16 protein-coding genes and 1 other annotated feature are annotated in these 21,924 nt (G+C 49.2%); of the genes, 1 reads left to right on the top strand and 15 read right to left on the bottom strand.

From position 1 onward, the window contains the following. Position 1 precedes the first annotated feature (1 nt). The 13 genes from AC1TPC_RS10550 to lspA form a co-directional block, all read right to left on the bottom strand. Complete coding sequence (locus AC1TPC_RS10550; RefSeq protein ID WP_482066812.1) at positions 2 to 2,935, bottom strand: ABC transporter permease; 2,934 nt, start codon at positions 2,933 to 2,935, stop codon at positions 2 to 4. Between the two features lie 3 nt (positions 2,936 to 2,938). Continuing rightward, positions 2,939 to 4,015 (bottom strand): efflux RND transporter periplasmic adaptor subunit, encoded by a 1,077-nt coding sequence (locus AC1TPC_RS10545; protein ID WP_482066811.1) that lies wholly within the window; start codon positions 4,013 to 4,015, stop codon positions 2,939 to 2,941. Continuing rightward, entirely contained in the window at positions 3,981 to 4,712 is a 732-nt protein-coding gene (locus AC1TPC_RS10540; RefSeq protein WP_482066810.1) for an ABC transporter ATP-binding protein, read from the bottom strand. Before AC1TPC_RS10540 ends, AC1TPC_RS10545 begins: the two co-directional genes overlap by 35 nt. A 441-nt stretch (positions 4,713 to 5,153) precedes the next feature. Further along, on the bottom strand, positions 5,154 to 5,801 hold the full coding sequence (pyrE, locus tag AC1TPC_RS10535; RefSeq protein ID WP_482066809.1) for an orotate phosphoribosyltransferase: 648 nt from the start codon (positions 5,799 to 5,801) through the stop codon (positions 5,154 to 5,156). Beyond that, on the bottom strand, positions 5,794 to 6,531 hold the full coding sequence (pyrF, locus tag AC1TPC_RS10530; protein ID WP_482066808.1) for an orotidine-5'-phosphate decarboxylase: 738 nt from the start codon (positions 6,529 to 6,531) through the stop codon (positions 5,794 to 5,796). Before pyrF ends, pyrE begins: the two co-directional genes overlap by 8 nt. A 141-nt stretch (positions 6,532 to 6,672) precedes the next feature. Beyond that, positions 6,673 to 9,897, bottom strand: coding sequence for a carbamoyl-phosphate synthase large subunit (carB, locus tag AC1TPC_RS10525; protein WP_482066807.1), 3,225 nt, complete (start codon positions 9,895 to 9,897; stop codon positions 6,673 to 6,675). Beyond that, positions 9,884 to 11,029 (bottom strand): glutamine-hydrolyzing carbamoyl-phosphate synthase small subunit, encoded by a 1,146-nt coding sequence (gene carA, locus AC1TPC_RS10520; RefSeq protein ID WP_482066806.1) that lies wholly within the window; start codon positions 11,027 to 11,029, stop codon positions 9,884 to 9,886. Before carA ends, carB begins: the two co-directional genes overlap by 14 nt. Positions 11,030 to 11,089: 60 nt before the next feature. Then, entirely contained in the window at positions 11,090 to 12,376 is a 1,287-nt protein-coding gene (locus AC1TPC_RS10515) for a dihydroorotase (RefSeq protein WP_482066805.1), read from the bottom strand. A 43-nt stretch (positions 12,377 to 12,419) separates the two neighbouring features. Beyond that, positions 12,420 to 13,319, bottom strand: coding sequence for an aspartate carbamoyltransferase catalytic subunit (locus AC1TPC_RS10510; RefSeq protein ID WP_482066804.1), 900 nt, complete (start codon positions 13,317 to 13,319; stop codon positions 12,420 to 12,422). Then, entirely contained in the window at positions 13,300 to 13,887 is a 588-nt protein-coding gene (pyrR, locus tag AC1TPC_RS10505) for a bifunctional pyr operon transcriptional regulator/uracil phosphoribosyltransferase PyrR (RefSeq protein ID WP_482066803.1), read from the bottom strand. Before pyrR ends, AC1TPC_RS10510 begins: the two co-directional genes overlap by 20 nt. A gap of 340 nt (positions 13,888 to 14,227) precedes the next feature. Beyond that, on the bottom strand, positions 14,228 to 15,463 hold the full coding sequence (locus AC1TPC_RS10500; RefSeq protein ID WP_482066802.1) for an LL-diaminopimelate aminotransferase: 1,236 nt from the start codon (positions 15,461 to 15,463) through the stop codon (positions 14,228 to 14,230). Positions 15,464 to 15,582: 119 nt separating this feature from the next. After that, positions 15,583 to 16,521, bottom strand: a complete 939-nt coding sequence (locus AC1TPC_RS10495; RefSeq protein ID WP_482066801.1) for an RluA family pseudouridine synthase — start codon at positions 16,519 to 16,521, stop codon at positions 15,583 to 15,585. Beyond that, entirely contained in the window at positions 16,502 to 17,023 is a 522-nt protein-coding gene (lspA, locus tag AC1TPC_RS10490; RefSeq protein WP_482066800.1) for a signal peptidase II, read from the bottom strand. Before lspA ends, AC1TPC_RS10495 begins: the two co-directional genes overlap by 20 nt. Positions 17,024 to 17,259: 236 nt before the next feature. On the opposite strand from lspA, the gene AC1TPC_RS10485 reads away from it, so the two are divergent. After that, positions 17,260 to 17,988: a TraR/DksA C4-type zinc finger protein gene (locus AC1TPC_RS10485; RefSeq protein WP_482066799.1), complete on the top strand. Its 729-nt coding sequence runs from the start codon at positions 17,260 to 17,262 to the stop codon at positions 17,986 to 17,988. Here the strand turns inward: AC1TPC_RS10485 and AC1TPC_RS10480 are convergent, their stop codons facing one another. Continuing rightward, a complete protein-coding gene (locus AC1TPC_RS10480) occupies positions 17,989 to 18,327 on the bottom strand; it encodes a DUF5665 domain-containing protein (protein ID WP_482066798.1) in 339 nt (112 codons plus the stop codon). Between the two features lie 142 nt (positions 18,328 to 18,469). Then, positions 18,470 to 21,568, bottom strand: coding sequence for an isoleucine--tRNA ligase (ileS, locus tag AC1TPC_RS10475; RefSeq protein WP_482066797.1), 3,099 nt, complete (start codon positions 21,566 to 21,568; stop codon positions 18,470 to 18,472). A 46-nt stretch (positions 21,569 to 21,614) separates the two neighbouring features. Beyond that, positions 21,615 to 21,918: a binding site (T-box leader), on the bottom strand. Positions 21,919 to 21,924 lie beyond the last annotated feature (6 nt).

Genomic DNA, 21,924 nt, shown 5'->3' with positions numbered 1-21,924 from the left:
GTCATCGTTCTTCTCCCATCTTGACCGCTTGATGCACTCTGAGCCTGCGAATATGCAGGAAGAGAATCAATGCGCCGATCAGCATCATAAATCCGACTACGATGAACAATTGATTCGTATCGCTCGATTCGAAAATGACTCTAAATGGCGGTACTGTCTCGGCCACGTTTTCCGCTGTTTGAAGGAAAGGCAGGAACAGCAAGCTGACCGCTTTCCCAATTAAAACGCCCAGACCTATCGCAAGACCAGCTGTGAAGAGCTGTTCCAGCAGCAGCATGCCCGTGAGCTGTTTACGAGAAAGTCCCATCGCGCGAAGTACCCCGAATTGAACGACACGCCCCGATAAATTAAAGAACCAAAAGAGCACGTAGCCTGCAAGGGTAATGATAACGGAAACGAGAAATCCTAAGCTCAGTATGCCGAAGACGCCGCCTCTTGTCGGAAGCTTCGCTTGCAGAATAAGCTCACTTCTAACATCATTGATAGATGCTAGCTCTACACCGGCCTTCTGCAGCTCTTTAACGATAGGCGCGACCTTCGCATCAGGCTTCATTTTCAACCATACTTCGTAAGGAATAAGCGGAATTTGATCATAAATATAGTCCAAATTCGTGATGATGAACGGTGATTTATCCGGATATTGACTAGGCCAATAAGGCAAAATGCCCACCACTACAAAATCAACCTTGCCTTCCGTAAAGCCGACTGACACCGGATCACCCAGCTTCAGCTGATATTTCTCGGCTACCTTTGAAGGAATAAGCGCCGCATGCTCATACAGCCCCAAATTATTCAAATAATAGTTCGGATGCGCAGGATACAAATCGTTGCGGAACCAGCCAACCTTCGCAAAGTCAACGTTGTCGATACCCATTATCGTACCTTGACCAATTGATTTGCCCGAGATAACGACGCTCCCTTTCGCCTGCAATACGCGTGCTGCAGCTTCTACCCCTTCCAGGGAACGGAACAGCTCGAAGGGCGGTTCACTGAATAAAACTTTTGTAGGGACGCTTTGACCGCCGCCACCTGAGCCGCCGCCATTTCCACCGCCAGCGCCGCCTCCGGCACTACCGTTACCTCCTCCGCCATTTCCGCCGCCTGCACCACCGCCGCCGCCGTTTCCTCCATTGCCTCCGCCGTTATTGCCCGGCTTCGTTGTAATCTCTGGAGAGCCTTCCCACACCGTTTGAATGGTAACGTCGGCGCCGTATTTATACAACGTCCGTTCCGTCGAGTTCAAATCGATCGTTCTAGCTGCCGATGCGTTATAAACGCCAAGTCCCAGCGTTAGCACTAGCAAAATCATAAGCGGGTAATATCCCTTTGATGAGCGGGAAAGCTGAGTAAGCGTTAAATAAAGAGGCACTGGTAAAAACTTGCGTCCCAGCCATGTGAAGAGCTTCAACAGCCACGGGAACAGCCGCAAGAAAAATAAACCAAGTGCAAAAATAGACAAAGCCGGAACAAAGAATAAAAACGGTTGAACATTTAATTGATCCGTCGTCATCCCTGTTTTGAACGTCAGCATCTGCCGTTCATTGAACATATACCACCCATAGCCTGCAGCAACGATCAATAATACATCGAGATACCAACGCTGCCAGCCAGGCTTGCGGTCAGACCGGGCAAGATCCTGCTTGTAGCTGACTATAGATGATCTAGCATACATAATTGCTGGAATAATTGTCGCAAGAAGAGCAAGCAATACCGCTGCGCCTCCCGCGATCATCGCTTCCGTAGAGAAGCCAACCGGTATCGACTTGCGATTGACGAAGGAGAGGAAGCCATTGGCCGATCCTATGCTCTTCGCCATGAACCAGCCGATGAAGGGGCCGCTCGCAAGCGCTATGCCGCCAAGCAGCAAGCCCTCGAGCAAATAAATCCAAATAATTTGTCGCGTACCTGCTCCCCGGCTTCGGAGAACGGCGATGTCGCTGCGCTGTTTGTCGAGAGACTGGCGAGCATTCATCGCAATAAAGAAAAATACCATAGCCAGCATGGGTGCAGCAAGCGTGAACAGAAGCGTTTGCAACTGCAGGCTTTGCTTCTTAAACTCTGAAAGCGTGGACGCAAACGAGATTTCAACTCTCGTATCCTTGAGACGCTGGTACAACTCAATGTTGAGGCGCTCAAGCGTCCTGCCTAGCGGCGATAATTGGCTCGTTTGAATTTCCGATAAATCGAAAGCATAATACCAGCTGGCATTATGAAGCGGAATGCTTCTCTTAGCGAGCAAATTTTTCTCAAACGCTATTTCACTAATTTGCAACGTATTCAGCAAGCTTTCCATTCCTTGATACCAGTATGAACTTGTATCAGTAAGCGGTTTGACCGCCCCGACGATTTTGACCCGTAATGTAAGATCTAAACCGCCGTATACCGGATATTCGAATATGTCACCGATATGTACATCATTACGATACATCGCTTCCTCGAACATAACCGCTTCGAGCAGCTCTCCATCCCCTTCAGTATTCACGAACCATCTGCCTTGCGTAAGCTCGGTATTAGCCTCAAGCTTCGACATGGTCATAATCGTAAGCTGGCGATTGCGCCCAGCATCAACCTTAGAGGGATCCTCGGGCACGACCTCTGTGCTGCGTATGGAATAGCTGTTGACGTATGTTTGATAAGGAAAGCCGATCTCCTTCGGCACTCCATCCGAAATATAGCTTTCAAGCCCCGACAGCGCCGATAAATCCGTTTTCCCGCCAGCGGGTGATTGATACCTCATTAGAAGGGAGCCAGCCGGTAATCCAGAGCTCTTCTCCTGCAGCGATTCGGCTACGACTCGTTTGAGCGCGCCATCCGCGTACATTGGTATACTGGTCGCAAAAGCAACCGCCAAGGTCAGTCCCGCCAGCGTACTTAAGGTTAGCCAGCGCGTGTTCCACATTTTGCGGAACAAAAAACGAAATAGCGGAATACCCATCGGCTATCGACCTACAACTTTCTGCCCCGGCTTCAAACCTTGCAGGATCTCAACCTGCGTCGCGGTCTGTTGGCCGACCTCTACATCCACCTCACGCTTGCCGTCAGCATCAATAACCTGCACGTAAGTTCGAGCACCAATTGAACGAAGCGTAGAAGGAGGAATAACAATGGCATTTTCTGTGCGCTTCGTAATGATGTTGATAGACAGCGGGGTTCCTCTGTTTAAGTTTTTCGGCAGATCCTTAAGATCGACAAGAAGGAAGTCCTCTGGACGCTCCGGCTTCGGTGCTTCAGGATTCCCGCCGTTGCCGCCGCCATTATTCGGATCCTCTTCCGTTTTGATCGGAAGCTGCTTCACTTTGCCTTTAAACGTACCGACACTGCTGATATTAGCCGATACCTCTAAACCGACAGCTATTTTTTCCAGCTCTGTTTTGGATAGCTTCGCAGCTGCTGTTATTTTGCTCGTGTCCGCTATAATTGCAATCGGCGCATAAGCTTTAATAAGATCGCCCTTCTGAACATTTAACGTAACAACCTTACCGCTAAATGGTGCTGTCAAAGTTGCCTTCGCGATTTCCTCTTCCATGTCAACCAGCTTCTGCCTGCGCTCTTCGAAAGCAATCATCTTTTCCTCAAATTCAATCGTGTCCATCTCATCGCGTGAACGCAGCGTTTCTTTCATTGAAACTTCTTCCTTCTTAAAAGCAAGCTTCTCGAGGCGCAGATTTTTGACCAAATCATCCACGTCAAGCTCGCCGATCACTTGGCCTGCCTTGACATCTTGACCCGCTTTCACAGAGACCGATTTCAAATGCTTGCCGTCAAGTGTGAAAAACAAGGTTTCTTCTTCCAAGGAGATCAGCTTGCCAATCACCTGCACCTTCGTCTCGAGAGTGGCAGTCGTCACCTCGTACTCCGGCTTCTTGGATATTTGCGGAGGGGCGATTTCCGGCAATACCTCTTCCTCTGGCTCGGCGGGAAGCAATGAGCACCCGCTTGCGAATACTAATGAAGCACCCATTACAACAACCATCGAGCGTTTAAATAAACTTTCCGTCCACCATTTCATAGACACGGTCGGCAACCTCCAAAATCGTAGGATCATGTGTAGTCATACAAATTGTAACTTGTTCAGTGCGAATAATATTTTGGAAAACGGCCATAATTTGAGCGGACATGCCTGAATCAAGCTCTGCTGTCGGCTCATCGGCCAAAAGCAGCATTGGCTTGTGAGCGATCGCCTTAGCAATAGCAACACGCTGCTGCTCGCCGCCCGAGAGCTCGAATGGACGGTGATTCATCCTTCGCTCGAGTCCAACAAGCTCAAGACACTCTGTAACTCTATCCTTCCACTCTGCACGCGGAATACCAGCCATGCGAAGGGAAAGCTCCACATTCTCCCGTGCAGATAAAAGCGGCATAAGTGCGAAGGCTTGAAAGATAAAGCCCATGTGCTTGCGTCTTACTAACGTTCGTTGATCGTCACTCATACTGTGAAAGGTCAAACCATTAAACAAAATCTCACCCTTGCTTGGAGTATCCAGCCCGCCCAAGCAATTCAGAAGCGTCGTCTTGCCTGAACCCGATCTGCCTCTAAGCATAACTAACTGGCGCTCCTTGAGCTCCATTCGAATGCCCTTCAATACATGAATCGGAGAACCTCCAACCTGAAACGTACGCTCTACATCGGTTACGGTAAGTAGATTGCGTCTTTCAACGGCGGGTTCTATCTGCCCTTCTGTTATTTGCTCTTCTTCCTGCGGAATGGCCATAAGCGCTTGCGATCCCTCCTCAACCAACTTTCATAATTCTAATCTTACATGATAGACGAAGGACATGGTAAAAAAGTTACGCCAAAAAGAAACATATTTTAAAAAGTTTGCAAAGTAAAAAAGCTGCTTTTGGCGAATGCTCCCGCATCACGCTAAAAGCAGCATTTAACCCCAATTTATTTCACTTTAAAATGAGAAATGGCTGGGTCCAGCTCATTAACGATTTCTGTGGCCGCATCTGCTCCCCAACCAAATAACTTCATTAATGTACCGCAACACAATTCATGAAAAATAGTGCTATTATTATTTATCGGATAACCTAATAATTAATAAGAGATTAAGAAGAAAATTTTAATTTTTTGTGTCGAATTTATTAATTTGATAGATATCAAAGGCGTGCTCTCATGAATGCGAGAGCACGCCTTTTAATTCATTTACAAATTATTTACCAAAAGCTTGAGGATCTTGTCTCCAAGCTTGCAATGCAGCCACATCTTCCGGTGCAACTTTACCGAGCTGAACAGCCGTTTGAATTAATGCGCTGTAGTTAGACAGCGTTGCAAGCGGCATTTGCTCTGCGGCGAAGGCTTGAATCGCTGAATCGAACTCATAAGTGAAAATCGCTAGCACGGCCAATACTTCCGCGCCTGCTTCCCGCACGGCTAGCCCAGCTTTCAGCGAGCTGCCGCCTGTCGAGATCAAATCCTCGATAACAACAACCTTCTGGCCTGGGTTTACGCGTCCTTCGATTTGGTTTTGCTTGCCGTGTCCTTTCGCTTTGTCGCGAATATAGGCCATCGGCAGATTAAGCTTCTGGGCTACCCACGCTGCATGGGGAATACCCGCCGTTGATGTTCCCGCAATAACCTCGGCATCAGAATAATTCTCGCGAATGATGGTCGCGAAGCCCTCAGCTATCACATCTCGAATTGCAGGATAAGTCATTGTAAGTCGATTATCGCAATAGATCGGCGATTTAATGCCTGAAGTCCAAGTGAAAGGCTCATTAGGACGAAGCGCCACCGCTTCAATCTCAAGCAAGCTCTTGGCAATTTGGTTAGGCAATTCAGTTAACGTTGATTTACTCATAGGATGTCAGCTCCTCAATAATGGATTCAATTGCAGCTCTTGGGCTAGGTGCCGCCGTAATCGGACGACCGATTACCATATAATCAGTGCCTTGACTCAGAGCCTCGCTAGGCGTCATAATGCGCGATTGATCGTTCACGTCAGCGCCTGCCGGACGAATGCCGGGCGTAATCGTTTTGAAAGCTGCACCGCATGCTGCTTTAATCGCTTCTACCTCAGAGGGCGATGCGACAACGCCGTCCAGACCTGCCTTCTTCGTCAGCTCCGCATAACGCAGAACCGCAGACTCTACCGTACCGTTGATGCCAATTTGCTCGTTAAGCATCGACTGGCTTGTACTCGTCAAATGGGTAACCGCGATCACGGTTGGCCTGCTCAGTCCGCTGCCTGCAAGGGCAAGGTCCACGCCTTCAAGTGCAGCTTCCAGCATTGCGCTTCCGCCAGCAGCATGCACGTTGAACATGTCTACGCCTAGCTTAGTAACGCTGCTTGCCCCGCCTTTGACCGTATTCGGAATATCATGCATTTTAACATCTAGAAAAACGTAGTAGCCTCGCTCTTTCAAGCTATTCACAAATGAAGGACCTGCTGCATAAAACAGCTGCATCCCCACTTTTATATAACAAGGAATGCCCTGCAGCTCGGCAATTAAACGCTCTGCCGCTGCAGCATCTGGATAATCCAGCGCTACCATAATCCGTCCTGCAGCTTGCTCGTTTGTCAACTTCATTCGAAACCTCTCCATTTCTCTGCACATTTGCATAATAAACGGCCATACGTCTTGCTCTATGCTTGCCTCCGCAAAGGCTTAAAGCCCTTTGGAAGCAAGCAAAGCAATGAACGCTGGCCGTACTTTTAAGCTGCTGTGAGCTTATTTCTTTTGAAGCACCACTGGCATAGAGCGCGAGGAAAAGTTTAAAGTCTCGAGCATGACTAGCAATGCGCGGACAGTATCCAGCGATGTCATACAAACAACGCCATTCTCAACGGCTTCACGACGGATTCGGAATCCATCACGCTCAGGCGCTTTGCCTTTTGTCAACGTGTTGACAACAAACTGCGCTTCACCTTCGCGTACGAGATCCAAAATATTTGGTGAACCTTCGCTTAGTTTATTAACAGTCGTAACGATCAAGCCTGCTTCTTCAAGCGCTTTTGCCGTTCCGCCAGTTGCGATGATTTTGTAGCCTAGGTTAAAGAAGCCGCGCAGCAATTCTGTTGCCTCTTCTTTGTCCTTGTCCGCCACCGTAGCAATGATTGCGCCTGATGTTGGAATTTTCATTCCTGCGCCGATGAGGCCTTTGTATAGTGCTTTCGCATACTGAACGTCGCGGCCCATAACTTCTCCCGTCGATTTCATCTCAGGCGTCAAGGTAGGATCAACGCGGCGAAGCTTAGCGAAGGAGAATACAGGAACCTTAACCGATACGTATTTATCCTCAGGCCATAAGCCGTCTACATAACCAAGTTCTGCAAGCTTCGTGCCAAGAATTGCTTTTGTAGCCAAGTTTGCCATCGGAATATTTGTTACTTTGCTTAGGAAAGGTACCGTACGCGACGAGCGCGGATTAACCTCGATGACATACACCTTCTCCTTATGAATGACGAACTGGATATTGACAAGTCCGATTACGTTCAGCGCTTTGGAAATGCTGATTGTAATGTCGACGATTTGTTGTTTAATGTCATCAGAAAGCGATTGTGGCGGGTAAACCGCGATCGAGTCGCCGGAATGAACGCCCGCGCGCTCAACATGCTCCATGATGCCTGGGATAAGCACTGTCTCGCCGTCGCAAATCGCGTCTACCTCTGCTTCTTTGCCCAGCATGTAGCGGTCAATCAGTACCGGGTGCTCGGGGTTGATTTTTACGGCAACCTCCATATAGTTTAGAAGCTCTTCATCCGAGTATACGATTTCCATTGCACGGCCGCCTAGTACATAGGACGGACGAACAAGTACGGGATAGCCAAGTCCTTGCGCGGTAACAACTGCATCGTCTACTGAAGTTACAGTCTTGCCGTCTGGCTGTGCGATGTTCAAGCTGCGAAGCAAGGCTTCGAACTTCTTGCGATCTTCCGCAGCGTCGATGCTTTCAAGGCTGGAGCCGAGAATGCGTACGCCTGCTTTGGAGAGCGGAGCAGCAAGGTTAATTGCCGTTTGGCCGCCGAATTGTACGATTACGCCAATTGGATTCTCTTGCTCGATGACGTTCATCACATCCTCGAAGAACAATGGTTCAAAGTACAGTCTGTCGGATGTGCTGAAGTCAGTTGATACCGTTTCCGGGTTGTTGTTGATAATAACCGCTTCGTAGCCCGCATTTTGGATGGCCCATACAGCATGGACCGTTGAGTAGTCGAACTCGATGCCTTGGCCGATGCGAATTGGACCGGAACCAAGCACGAGTACCTTTTGTTTATCCGTTTCTGTAACTTCGTTCTCTACTTCATAAGTAGAGTAGTAGTACGGAGTAGACGCTTCAAACTCAGCGGCGCAAGTATCAACCATTTTGTATACAGGCTTCAGATTGTGTTGTACGCGAAGCGCGCGTACTTCTTCCTCAGTTGTATGGCTGCCGTTCGGGAAGCCTTCGCGGCGGATTTCTGCGATCGAACGATCGGAGAAGCCTTTGCGTTTTGCTTCATATAGCATTTCATAGGAAAGGGCTGATTCGCTGCGCATCCGATCTTCGAATGCAACGATCAATTGAATTTTATCAAGGAACCACCAATCGATGTTTGTAATATCTTGAATTTCCTGCAGCTTATAACCGCGGCGGAATGCTTCCGCTACAAGGAACATGCGCTCGTCGTCCGGCTTCTCAAGGCGTGAGCGAAGCACGGCATCTTCTAGGGACGATGCTTCTTTCAAGTGAATGCGGTGCGCGCCGATCTCAAGCGAGCGAACCGCTTTGTGAATCGATTCCTCGAATGTACGGCCGATCGCCATAACTTCGCCTGTTGCTTTCATTTGCGTGCCTAGCTTACGGTTCGCGTTAACGAACTTGTCAAAAGGCCAGCGTGGGATCTTAGATACGATATAGTCTAGTGTTGGCTCAAAGCAAGCGTACGTTTGGCCGGTTACTGGGTTTACCAGCTCATCCAGCGTATAGCCAATTGCGATTTTTGCTGCCATTTTAGCAATCGGATAACCCGTTGCTTTGGAAGCAAGCGCCGAAGAGCGGCTGACACGCGGGTTTACTTCGATAACATAGTATTGATAGCTATGTGGATCAAGCGCGAATTGTACGTTGCAGCCGCCCTCGATGTTCAAAGCGCGAATGATTTTTAATGATGCCGAGCGAAGCATTTGATACTCGCGGTCGGAAAGCGTTTGGCTAGGCGCAACGACGATGCTATCGCCTGTATGTACGCCAACCGGGTCAAAGTTCTCCATGTTACATACGACGATACAGTTGTCGTTCGCATCGCGCATGACTTCATATTCGACTTCCTTCATGCCGGCAATCGATTTCTCGATCAAGCACTGGCTAATCGGGCTGTAGCGAATACCGGAAGCAACCGTCTCACGCAGCTCCTCTTCGCTCGCGCAAATACCGCCGCCTGTTCCGCCAAGCGTGTATGCTGGACGAACGATAATTGGATAACCGATCGTATTTGCAAAAGCAATCGCATCCTCCACCGTCGTAACGATATCGCTATCCGGTACAGGCTGCTCAAGCTCGCGCATTAGATCACGGAACAAATCGCGATCCTCCGCTTTCTCGATAGCTGTAAGCTGAGTACCCAGCAGCTTGACGTTCTCGCGTTCAAGAACGCCTGCACGCGCAAGCTCAACCGCCATGTTGAGGCCGGTTTGGCCGCCAAGCGTCGGAAGCAATCCGTCCGGACGCTCTTGGCGAATGATTTGGGATACAAAATCAAGCGTGATTGGCTCGATGTATACTTTATCAGCCATGTTCGTATCTGTCATGATTGTAGCCGGGTTACTGTTTATAAGAACAACCTCATAGCCCTCTTCCTTGAGCGCTTGGCAAGCTTGTGTGCCGGCATAGTCGAATTCCGCCGCTTGTCCGATGACGATCGGACCGGATCCGATCACGAGAATTTTTTTGAGTTCATTATTTTTGGGCATACTGAAGCTCTCCTTTCAACGTCTCCGATAACACCGCTTGACGAGGTTTTTGTGGGTTGTTTTTCTTGTGCGTACGGATCATTTCCAGGAACTCATCAAACAAATAGCTGGAATCGTAAGGTCCAGGAGCTGCTTCCGGGTGATATTGAACCGAGAATGCAGGGAATGTATTGTGCTTAAGTCCTTCGATTGTGCGGTCATTGTTGTTAATGTGCGTGACCGTCAAAGGCGTGTTCGCTACGGACTCTTCAAGCACCGTGTATCCGTGGTTTTGCGAAGTAATGTAGCAACGGTTAGTTGCAAGCTCTTTAACCGGGTGGTTACCGCCGCGGTGACCGAATTTCAGCTTAGTCGTTTCTGCTCCGCAAGCTAGCGCGAACAGCTGGTGACCTAAGCAAATGCCAAAGATCGGGTATTCGCCAAGCAGCTCGGAAATCATTTTAACGGCGTAAGGCACATCCTGCGGGTCCCCAGGGCCATTGGACAATTGAATGCCGTCTGGAGCCAGGCGGCGAATTTCGTCTGCAGTTGTATTGTGAGGAACGACGATGACATCGCAGCCGCGCTTTGTAAGCTCGCGCAAAATACCGCTTTTTGCACCGAAGTCAACAAGCACGATACGCTCGCCTTGTCCTGGGCTTGAGAAAAGGTGAGGTGTCGATGTGCGTGCGACTTGATCTGTCATCAGCTTCGAGATGTTAAGACGCTCAGCAAGCTCTTCAACGCGCTCGTTGCCAGTCGTGATCAGACCTTTCATCGTACCGTAGTTGCGAAGCTTGCGAGTAAGCATCCGTGTATCGATATCGCTGATGCCCGGAATGCCGTATTCTTTCAGAAGCTGACCTAGCGAGTATTGTGCGCGCCAGTTGCTTGGCACTTCTTCATGACGACGAACGACGAACCCGTGAATGAAGGGGCGAATCGATTCAAAGTCATCGCGTGTAATGCCGTAGTTGCCGATTAGCGGGTAAGTCATCGTTACGATTTGTCCACAGTAGGACGGATCGGAGAGGACCTCTTGATAACCGGTAATACCTGTATTAAATACAACCTCTCCCATCATTTGCGCTTCTGCACCGAACGAAAGGCCCGTAAACAACGTACCGTCTTCCAACAATAATCTTGCTTGCATCCGTATCACTCCTCAGGTGTTCATTATTCCCCATATATTGGCTTAATTAAGTAGATATTATTATTCGGACCAGACGACAGCGCCGTCAACGATGGTTGTCACTGGCCAGCCGCTAAGCTTCCAGCCGCCGAATGGCGTATTGTTGCTTTTTGATGCAAAAGAACTTGGATCAACCGAACGCTCGCTGTTCAAATCCACGATGGTTACGTCGGCAGGCGCTCCTTGCTCTAAGCGACCCGTCGGAAGACGGAAGACGCGAGCCGGATCTGCCGTCATGCGCTGCAAGAGGAACCCGAGCGTCCATTTGCCGGTTTGTACGAATTTCGTGTACAAGAGCGGGAATGCCGTTTCGAATCCAACGATGCCAAATGGCGCTAGCTGCACGCCGCGTGCTTTCTCTTCTGCGCTATGCGGGGCATGATCGGTAACGACCATATCGATCGTTCCATCCTCAATCGCTTCGATAACCGCTTGAACGTCGCGCGGCGTGCGGAGCGGCGGATTCATTTTCCAATTTGCATCATCAAGGCCTGGAATGTCTTCATCTGACAAAAGCAGGTGATGCGGGCAAACCTCAGCGGTCACCCGAACGCCGATTTGCTTGGCAAGGCGGATCAAGCGAACCGACTGCTCTGTGCTTACATGGCATACATGGTAGTGCACGCCCGTTGCTTCAGCCAGCAATACATCTCTTCCTACATGAATCGCTTCCGATTCGTTCGGAATTCCCTTCAAGCCATGCTTGCGGGAAAACTCGCCTTCCGACGCCCAAGCGCCTTCAACCAACGTATCGTCCTCGCAGTGCGCGATGATCGGCATATCCATCGATTGCGCAAGCGCCATAGCGTTTTTCATCATTTGCGCGTTTTGAACGCCTACTCCGTCATCGGTGAAGCCAATTGCTCCTGCTTCTTTAAGAGAAGCAAAATCCGTCAGCTCGCGTCCGAGCTCGTTTTTTGTAATGGATGCGTAAGGCAGAACCTTAACGACTCCGACGTCCGCTGCTTTGTTCTTAATGTAGGAAACCGTCTCAGCCGTATCTGTTACCGGACGCGTGTTAGGCATACAAGCAATCGTCGTGAAGCCGCCCTTGGCAGCGGAACGAGTACCTGTAGCGATATCTTCTTTATATTCAAAGCCTGGATCGCGCAAATGAACGTGCATATCGATAAAGCCTGGCGATACGAGCTTGCCCTGTGCATCAATAACCTCTGCGCTGCCCGTATCCGGCGTTTGCGCGCCGTCTACGATCGCTTCGATTTTACCGTTTGCGATTTGGATATGCTTGCTTTCCAGACTGCCCGAAATTTCGTTCCATACGTTACCGTTAATTATCCATAATGACATAATCGTTTTCACCCTCCGATTGGTTCGGTCTATATTGCTGCTGTTAGCTGAGTGCGCGTTCTATGACGGCCATTCGAACCGGTACCCCATTTTCCATTTGCGGAAAAATGCGTGATTGCGGATGTTCAACCAGCTCATCGTCGATTTCTACATTGCGATTGATTGGCGCAGGGTGCATAATGATTGCATGATTGGCAAGCTTGCTTGCTCTCTCCACCGTCAAGCCGTAATGCTCGCGGTAGTTCTCGGCAGAGCTGAGCTTGCCGCTCTCGTGGCGCTCAAGCTGCACGCGCAGCATCATGACGACATCTGATTTTAAAGCTTCATCTATAGTGACATAAGAGACATCCAGCTCAGAGGCTTGCATATTCACCGGCGAACAGAAGTTCACGTTGACCCCGAATTTTTGCAGCGCCCATAGGTTCGATCTTGCTACCCTGCTGTGCAGTACATCTCCGACAATCGAAACCGTCAATCCTTTGAGTTGTCCAAAATGCTTGCGCATCGTATACATATCGAGGAGTGCTTGGGTAGGATGCTCGTTGTTGCCGTCTCCAGCATTAATTAAAGGAACCTTGATCTTAGTTGCCAGTTCGGCAAGAACGCCGATTGGCTTGAGCCGAATGATTCCTACGTCGATTCCCATCGATTCCAGCGTGCGAACCGTATCGTAAATTGATTCACCCTTCTGTACGCTTGATACCGCGGAAGAGAAATTCAGCACCTCTGTACCAAGACGCTTCTCAGCTACTTCGAAGGAAAAGCGCGTCCGTGTACTATTTTCGAAAAACATGTTGGCTGCGAACTTGCCTTGCATCGTTGTGTGGACTTTAATGGATTGGTTCTCCCAATAAGCGGCCCGATCAAGAATAGATTCTATCTCTTCCTTGCTTAAATCCTTTAATCCGAGCAAACTCCGTTGTTTAAGCAGTGTCACCGTCATCCGGCTTGCCCCCTCTTGTTAATGTGACTTGATCGATATGGTCGATTTCGGCAAGAGCTACATCAATTTGCTCCTGCTTGGAGGTTGGCACGTTTTTGCCGACAAAATCAGGCCGAATCGGCAGCTCCCGATGTCCTCTGTCTACAAGCACCGCCAGCTGGATGCTTTGCGGCCGTCCGCAATCCATAAGCGCATCCATTGCCGCCCGGATCGTTCGTCCTGTATAGAGCACATCGTCGAACAATATGATTCGTTTGTCTTGAACCGTGAAGGGTACGCCGTCGGTATCGCCTATCGCCGCTGCGACTTCAACGTCTGCTGACTTGGCAGACTTGCGATCATCTCGGTAATGCGTGATGTCAAGCTCGCTAACGAGTACCGGCTTCCCTTCAATTTCCCTGATGCGTTCCGCAATGCGATGTGCGAGGTAAATGCCCCGCGTGCGAATGCCTACGATTACGCAGTTATCGATGCCCTTGTTCTTCTCCACGATTTCATGAGCAATTCGCGTTAATGCCCGGCGAATTGCCGTTTCATCCATGATGACCAATTGCTCTTCTTCCGTCATTTCCGCTTACTCCTTCCATAATCGCCAAAATGCCAGGTTGCGACAAAAAAAGCTCCTTGCAAAAATCGCAAGGAGCTTGTGATAAGCCATGAAGAGATAGGGTACATGCCCCCGCTGCTCTCGTCACAGAAAGCTGCGCATTTGGATGTCCTATTCTTCTCTTCTATAGACTTGTTATTCACGCTACCTTGCCAGCCTCTCGGGACTGAGTTAAAGGTACTGCTGTATATCATAGGAATTATCCCATATTCGACATTTTGTTGTCAAGTAAAAACGAATATTTCCGCTTGTACATCGTGTGAACCCATTCCGATCAGCTATACAAGGATCGCGTTAGTTGCTATAGGCTAAGCTTACGAATTCTTTCTACCGCTTTTTCCGTATTTTCGCGGCTGCCGAATGCCGTTAGGCGGAAATAACCTTGTCCGCTTTGTCCGAAGCCAACACCCGGTGTTCCAACGATGTTCGCTTCCGTAAGAAGCTTATCGAAGAATGCCCATGAATCCAAGCCATTTGGCGTTTTCAACCAGATGTAAGGAGCGTTGACGCCTCCGAACACTTCCAAACCAAGCGATGCCAGACCGTCGCGAATAATCGCAGCATTAGTCATATAGTAATCAACCAAAGCTTTGATTTGTTCTTTGCCTTCCTCCGAGTAAATAGCAGCTGCACCGCGTTGTGTCACATACGATACGCCGTTGAATTTAGTCGTGTGGCGGCGATTCCATAGGTCGTTGAACAACACCTCGTTGCCGGAAGCGTCAAATCCTTTAAGCTCGCGCGGAACGACCGTGTATGCGCAGCGTACGCCTGTGAAGCCTGCTGTCTTCGAGAAGCTGCGGAATTCGATAGCTACCTCGCGCGCGCCTTCGATTTCGTAGATGCTGTGAGGAACGTCGTCTTCTTGGATAAATGACTCATAAGCAGAATCATAAAGGATGATGCAGTTGTTCGCTCTTGCGTAATCAACCCATACCTTCAGCTCTTCCTTCGTTAGCGTCATGCCTGTCGGATTGTTCGGGTAACACAAGTAAATGATATCAACCTTGCGGTCCGGCAGGCTTGGTTTAAAGTCGTTCTCAGCCGTGCACTCCAAGTACGAAATGTTCTCATAACGTTTTGTTTCTTGATTGTATTTGCCTGAGCGGCCAGCCATTACGTTCGTATCTACATACACGGGGTATACAGGATCTTGTACGGCAACGATGCTGTTCTCGCTGAAAATCTCTTGAATGTTTCCGACATCGCATTTGGAGCCGTCGCTTACGAATACTTCATTCGATGCGATTTCGATGCCGCGTGCTTTATAGTCATTTTCAATAATAGCGTTAACTAGAAAATCGTAGCCTTGCTCTGGACCGTATCCGCGGAATGATCCAGGAACCGCAAGCTCGTCTACTGCGCTGTGCATAGCTTTCAGTACCGCTTCCGGCAAGCCGCGTGTAACGTCGCCGATACCTAGGCTGATAATTTCTGCATTAGGGTTTTCTTGAATAAATTTTGTGCGGCGCTTTGCAATTTCCGAAAACAAGTAGCTGCCTTGCAGCTCCAGGTAATTTTGATTAATGGATGTCATTTGGTGTCACCTATCCTTATATTTTCATTAATTTCAGATGTTACTGTTAGAATAACTTACTTCACAGTTCGAAATAATGAATAAAGTGGTGAAAAGTTTGCACTTTTGCACGTTTTGAGCTACCTTGACCGCAAGCTGCTAAGCACATTCTCGAAATCTGCCGGCAACGGCATCTCGAACTCTAATCTTTCGCCGCTGCGCGGATGGGTAAAGCCAAGAAGCGCGGCATGCAAAGCTTGTCCCTTTAGCGCCACCGTCTTATTGCGACCATAAACCGGATCTCCCGCAAGCGGATGTCCGATATATTTCATATGAACACGAATTTGATGGGTGCGGCCCGTTTCGAGCTGCAGCTCAACAATCGTATAATCGCCCAAACGCTCGAGCACATGGAAATGCGTTACTGCCTGTCTGCTGTTGCGCTCAGTCACCGTAAACAGTTTCCGATCATTTAAATCGCGTCCGATCGGCGCATCGATCGTCCCTTGGTCATGCGGCAAATTGCCGTGCACAAGAGCGATATATTTGCGCGTTACCGTATGATCCTTCAACTGCTCCGCAAGCGAAATATGCGCGAGGTCATTTTTGGCGGCCATCAGCAATCCCGTCGTATCCTTATCGATCCGATGCACGATGCCTGGACGAATCATGCCATTAATGCCGGACAAATCCTTGCAATGATACATAAGCGCATTCACAAGCGTTCCGGACGAATGTCCTGGTGCGGGATGAACGACCATACCGCGCTTTTTATTGATGACAATAAGATCCGAATCCTCGTATATAACCTCAAGCGGAATGTTCTCAGACACGATCGCAGCCTCTTCCGGCTCAGGTATGTGAAGAACAACATGGTTGCCTTCCATCACCTTTACGTTCGCTTTTGCAACCTTTCCGTCTACCAGCACGGCTCCTGCTTTGATCCATTCTTGTACTTGCGTTCTCGACACGGCAGCTTCGTCGATGCTGTCCGTTACAAACTTATCTACTCGTTCGCCGGATTGCTCTGCTTCTGCAATCCATTCCAAAGGCTCTTCATTATACAGGCTGTTGCTCATGATTGTTATGATCCTTGTCCTCTCCATTTTGCAAACGTTTCTTATCATCCTTAGCGGACAACAACGTGTCAATTAGAATTAATGCTACGCCGCAGACGATACCTGAATCCGCAACGTTAAAAATCGGAAATTCATAGCTGCCAAAGTTGAACTGCAGGAAGTCGACAACCTCCCCAAACCGAGCGCGATCCAGAAAGTTGCCAATCGCACCGCCAAGAACAAGTCCAAGACCAACAAGCAGCCAAGGCTTGGCAGACCTGCGCATCGCTTGAATGTACCATATAATGCCCGTTACAATGACGATCGTAATAATAATGAAAAACAGCCGTTGATCCTGCAGGATGCCAAATGCAGCACCCCGATTTCGATGCGAAGTAATGAGAAAAAAATTACCGATAACGCTAATTTGATCCTCGATGTCAAGCTTAGTTTCAATTATTCTTTTTGTTGCAAAATCAAGGACAAACACGATTACGGCTACCCAATAATAATAAAAACGCATCTAATCACTCCTAATTTTTTGTGAAGCAACAATTCAACTCCAAAGAGCTGCGTGATAAGGAAGCTTAAATCGACGCAGGCGGCTCCTTTCAAACAATTCCAATCAATTGTAGCATACAGCGCCAAACGAGAGCCAGCAGGAAGCGTAGTTCTTCCATTGAAGCCCATACTGAAAAACCGCCTTTCGGCAAAAGCTAATACAGCAATTATGTTCCCTGCTAAGGAGGGCGCTCAAAAATGACAACCCCATCAAACGCTCATATTAAGCTGCTGCAAAGCAGGTTGTTGGATGAGCAGCGTGAAATCGAACACAGGCTTGCAGAAAATGATCATTACGGATTATCCCATTCGCAACGCGATGATACCGGCGAGCTTTCATCGATCGATAACCATCCGGGCGATACCGCAACCGAGCTTTACGAACGTGCAAAGGATGTCGCCCTGCTTGAACAGGAGGATCTGCATCTTAGGCGCATCGATGCAGCGCTTGATGCGATAGCAAACGGTTCATACGGCATATGCATGACTTGCAACGAACCTATTCCGCTTGAGCGTCTCGATGCTGTTCCGGATACGCTGTATTGCATCGAGCATGCGCCCCGCCAGCATTTATCGCTGCGCAGGCCAGTTGAAGAATTAGTTCTTGATCCTCCGTTTGGACGCACAAGCATGGACGAGCATGACTCTTACAACGGCTTTGACGGTGAGGACGCATGGCAAATTGTTGAACAATATGGCAATGCCGATTCACCTGCAATGTCAGAACATCCTGATGTCGCCGATTACGATCATGTTGGCATTGAAGCCTATGAGAATGACGGCTTCGTTGAGCCGATCGAAAGCTTCCTGGCGACCGACATCACCGGCCGTCATGTCTCTGTGATCCGCAACCGGGAATATTCACATTATTTGGATGCCGGCGAAGGAGACCACGGTCTTGAGACGGAAGAGCATGACGAAAAATAATTAATACGTTTTTCCTTCAAGCTGGATTTGTACAATTCGAACGATGTCCGCGATATAGTCGCCGATTATCGGCAGGTTCAACGCACCTAAAATACGCAGCACATAAAGAATCGTCGCAGCAAAAAAAGTAAAGCCGATCGCGATACCAACGCCTCGCGCCGTACCGGCGAGCAGATTTTTCCAAATCAACGTTCTGGGTCGGTTAAGCAGTTGCACGTAGTCGGCAATTTGCGTACGCTCCAAATCCGTTGCGACCACTTGCAGGCGTTTATCAAGTATGCCGAGCGAAGATTTCAGCTCGTCCAAATTTTTCGGTTGTTCCGGGTTATTTGTTTTCATACGAGGCATCCCCTTTGTCAAACAATAAAACGAGGCCTAACCTCCCTGCCATTGCAGCTATGCGACCAATCGGTCGCTTGCTGCAGCAGCCGGTAGGCGACGGCCTCGTTTTTCGCTTGTTGTTTTCCTCTATACTATATCCTTATCCGCGGATGAAAATCCCTATAACCTTTTCACCGAGCGATACTCTTTCCATCTCCGGCGTTTCTTCATAGGCTACTGACTGTACAAGCACATTATCGTGCAGGACATCCTTGAATGCTTCAAGAGCAGCTTTAAGCTCAGAATCTACATCGAGTACAAGGTCAATCCGTTTCTCGATCGGCAGATCCAGCTTTTTGCGCGTATCCTGAACGGCACGAATGACCTCGCGCACCCAGCCCTCCTGCTCAAGCTCCGGCGTAATATCCGTATTAAGCGCTACGGTAACGCCATAGCCTGATGCGGAAGCAAATCCGGATTTCGCTTGTTTCTCAACCAACAGCTCTTCAACGGCAATGACCAGTTGCTCGCCCTCAGCGCTCGTGAAGTCGAAGCTTCCGCCGTTCACAATGCTGCGAGTTTGCTCTGCATTCAAGCCTTTCAGCTGCGCTTGGATTGGACCTACATTTTTGCCATACTTTTTGCCGGCAACTTTAAGGTTCAGCTTAAGCGTAAAATCAACAAAGCCGCTGTCGGAATTTTGTACCGTAATCGCTTTGACGTTAATTTCGTCCTTCACGATGTCTTCGTAGTCTGCCACGTTAAAATCACGATCCAGCGAAACGATAAGCTCAGACAACGGTTGACGAGTCTTGATGCCCGTTTCGTTCCGAACGTTGCGCGCAAGCTCAACGATTTGCTTCGCGCTTTCCATATCGCGCTCCAGCGTCTCATCGATCGCAGCCTCGTCGGCTTTAGGGTAGTCAGCCAAATGCACGCTGCCCACTCCACCTAAGTTGCCGTATACATCCTCAGCAAGCAAAGGTGCGTACGGCGCGATTAGACGTGAGAGCGTAAGGAGTACGCTGCGCAGCGTCTGGTAAGCAGCCAGCTTATCATCGGTAAGCCCGCTACCCCAGAAACGGTCGCGCGAGCGTCTGATATACCAGTTGCTAAGCTCGTCAACGAACGTCTCAATCGATTTGGCCGGGTTAAGGAAATCATTAACCTCTAATCCTTTGTTTACCGTATTGATCAAGCTATTCAAGCGGGAAATGATCCAGCGATCCAGCTTGTTATCCGATTTGATTTCCGCATGCTCGTTAAAGTCAAAGCCGTCGATGGATGCATACAGTGCAAAAAATGCATGCGTATTGACGATTGTATCAATGACCTTCGATTTTGCTTCGCCTACGATGCCGCGCGAGAACCGTTTGCTGTTCCATGGCGCGCTGTCTGCAAGCAACGCCCAGCGGAATGCATCCGTGCCGTATTCGTTGATGATTTCCCAAGGATCAATGACATTGCCCTTCGATTTGGACATCTTCTGTCCATTCTCATCCAAGATATGACCGGTTGAGATAACCGCTTTGTAAGGCGCTTTGCCATTGTATAGCGTCGATACAGCAAGCAAGCTGTAGAACCAGCCGCGTGTCTGGTCAATGCCCTCGCAGATGATGTCTGCAGGATATTGCTCAGCGAACTGCTGCTCATTCTCAAACGGATGATGCTGCTGAGCGAAAGGCATTGAGCCGCTATCGAACCAGACGTCGATTACTTCCGGTGTGCGCGTCATTTCGGCGCCCTCGGCAAAAGGAGATTTCAGCTTGATGCCATCTACATATGGCTTGTGGAGCTCGATATCCTCAGGCACATCGCCGATTGCCATCGCACGCAAATCAGCGATGCTGCTTGGCGAATATTCCTTGCCCGTCACTTCGCAAACCCATACGTTGAGCGGCGTTCCCCAATAGCGGTTGCGGCTGATGTTCCAGTCCACCAAATCCTCAAGGAACTTGCCGAAGCGTCCTTCACGGATATGGCCCGGGTACCAGTCTACACTGTTGTTGTTTGCGATCAGTTGATCCTTCACTGCCGTTGTCTTAATGAACCAGCTTTCCATTGCATAATAGATCAATGGCGTTTTGCAGCGCCAGCAGAATGGATAGCTATGCTCGTAGCGCTCCTTCGAGTAAAGCAAGCCGCGCTCGCTCAAAATTTTGACGATATCGATATCAAGCTCGCTGTCTTTGACGAAACGGCCCGCAAAGTCCGTTACTTCCGCAACGTAGCGACCCGCCAAATCAACGACATTCAGCATGCTGATTCCGTTCTCGCGTGAAACTCTGTAGTCATCCTCGCCGTGTGCAGGCGCAATATGAACGATCCCTGTACCGCTAGTGTCGCTGACAAAATCGCCGGCAATGACGATATGTCCTTTCTCAATCGCAACGTAATTGAATGGCGGCTCATAGCTTAAGCCGACCAGCTCTGCACCCTTCACAACCGATAGAACCTCATACTCGTCCTTCAGTACGCTCTCAGCCAAATTTTGAGCAACGATATACACTTCGCCATTTTTGGAAGCGCGGATATAATCAAGCTCCGGATTTACAGCGAGCGCCACGTTAGCTGGCAGCGTCCATGGCGTAGTCGTCCATGCCAGAACGAACTCCCCGGAATCCGCAAGCTTAAACTTGGCAGTCGCGCTTAGATCCTTCACATCCTCATAGCCTTGTGCAACCTCATGCGAGCTGAGCGTCGTTTGGCAATCCGGGCAATACGGGCTTACGCGATGTCCGCGGTACAGCAGCCCTTTACCGTGAATGGTTGATAAAATATGCCATACGCTCTCGATATACTCATTCTTAAGCGTAATGTATGGATTGTCTAGATCCGTCCAGTATCCGATCGCTTCTGTAAGCTCACGCCATTGCTTCTCGTATTCAAATACGCTGTCCTTACATTTTTTCACGAATTTCTCAATGCCGTATTCCTCGATCTCTTGCTTGCCGGAAATGCCCAGCTGCTTCTCTACGCCAAGCTCAACCGGAAGACCGTGCGTATCCCAGCCTGCTTTACGGATTACGCGGTAGCCTGACATCGTCTTGTAACGTCCGATAAAGTCCTTGATAACACGGCCTAGCACATGACCGATATGAGGCGCTCCATTAGCGGTTGGCGGTCCCTCATAAAATACAAAATTCGGCTTGCCTTCTCGATTTTCAATTGATTTCTTGAAGGTATCCTCTGTTTTCCATTGCTCAAGCACACGCATCTCACGACTGCGGGCACGTTCCTTAACATCTACGCGTTGCATAATTCAGCCTCCTAATTTTAAACAAAAATAAAGCCTCATCCCTATGAGAAGGGACGAGGCTTAGTCGCGTTACCACCCTTGTTCCGCATATTCTTCTGCTGTACAGCTAGCAGGAAGATAAAGGCAAACAGCTCACTCGAACTGCGCTTCATGCGGCACCTTAGTCGCGAACGTTCTGTTCGCGTTCCCTGTAACGGGGGACAGCCGTCAGCACTTACTGCTGCTCTCGCAGGTTCGGCGCCGCTTCTCAGAGAGGATATTCCGAATTGGCTCACACACCGGGCTTTCAGCTGCCGCCGGCTCTCTGAGGAGTGACCCTAAAACGTACTTGTTCTCGTCAACGAAGTTGAGATCAA

The organism is Paenibacillus sp. Y280 (assembly GCF_056786335.1).
The sequence above is the reverse complement of the archived record's forward strand: the minus strand, read 5'-3'. Positions and strand labels throughout refer to the sequence as shown.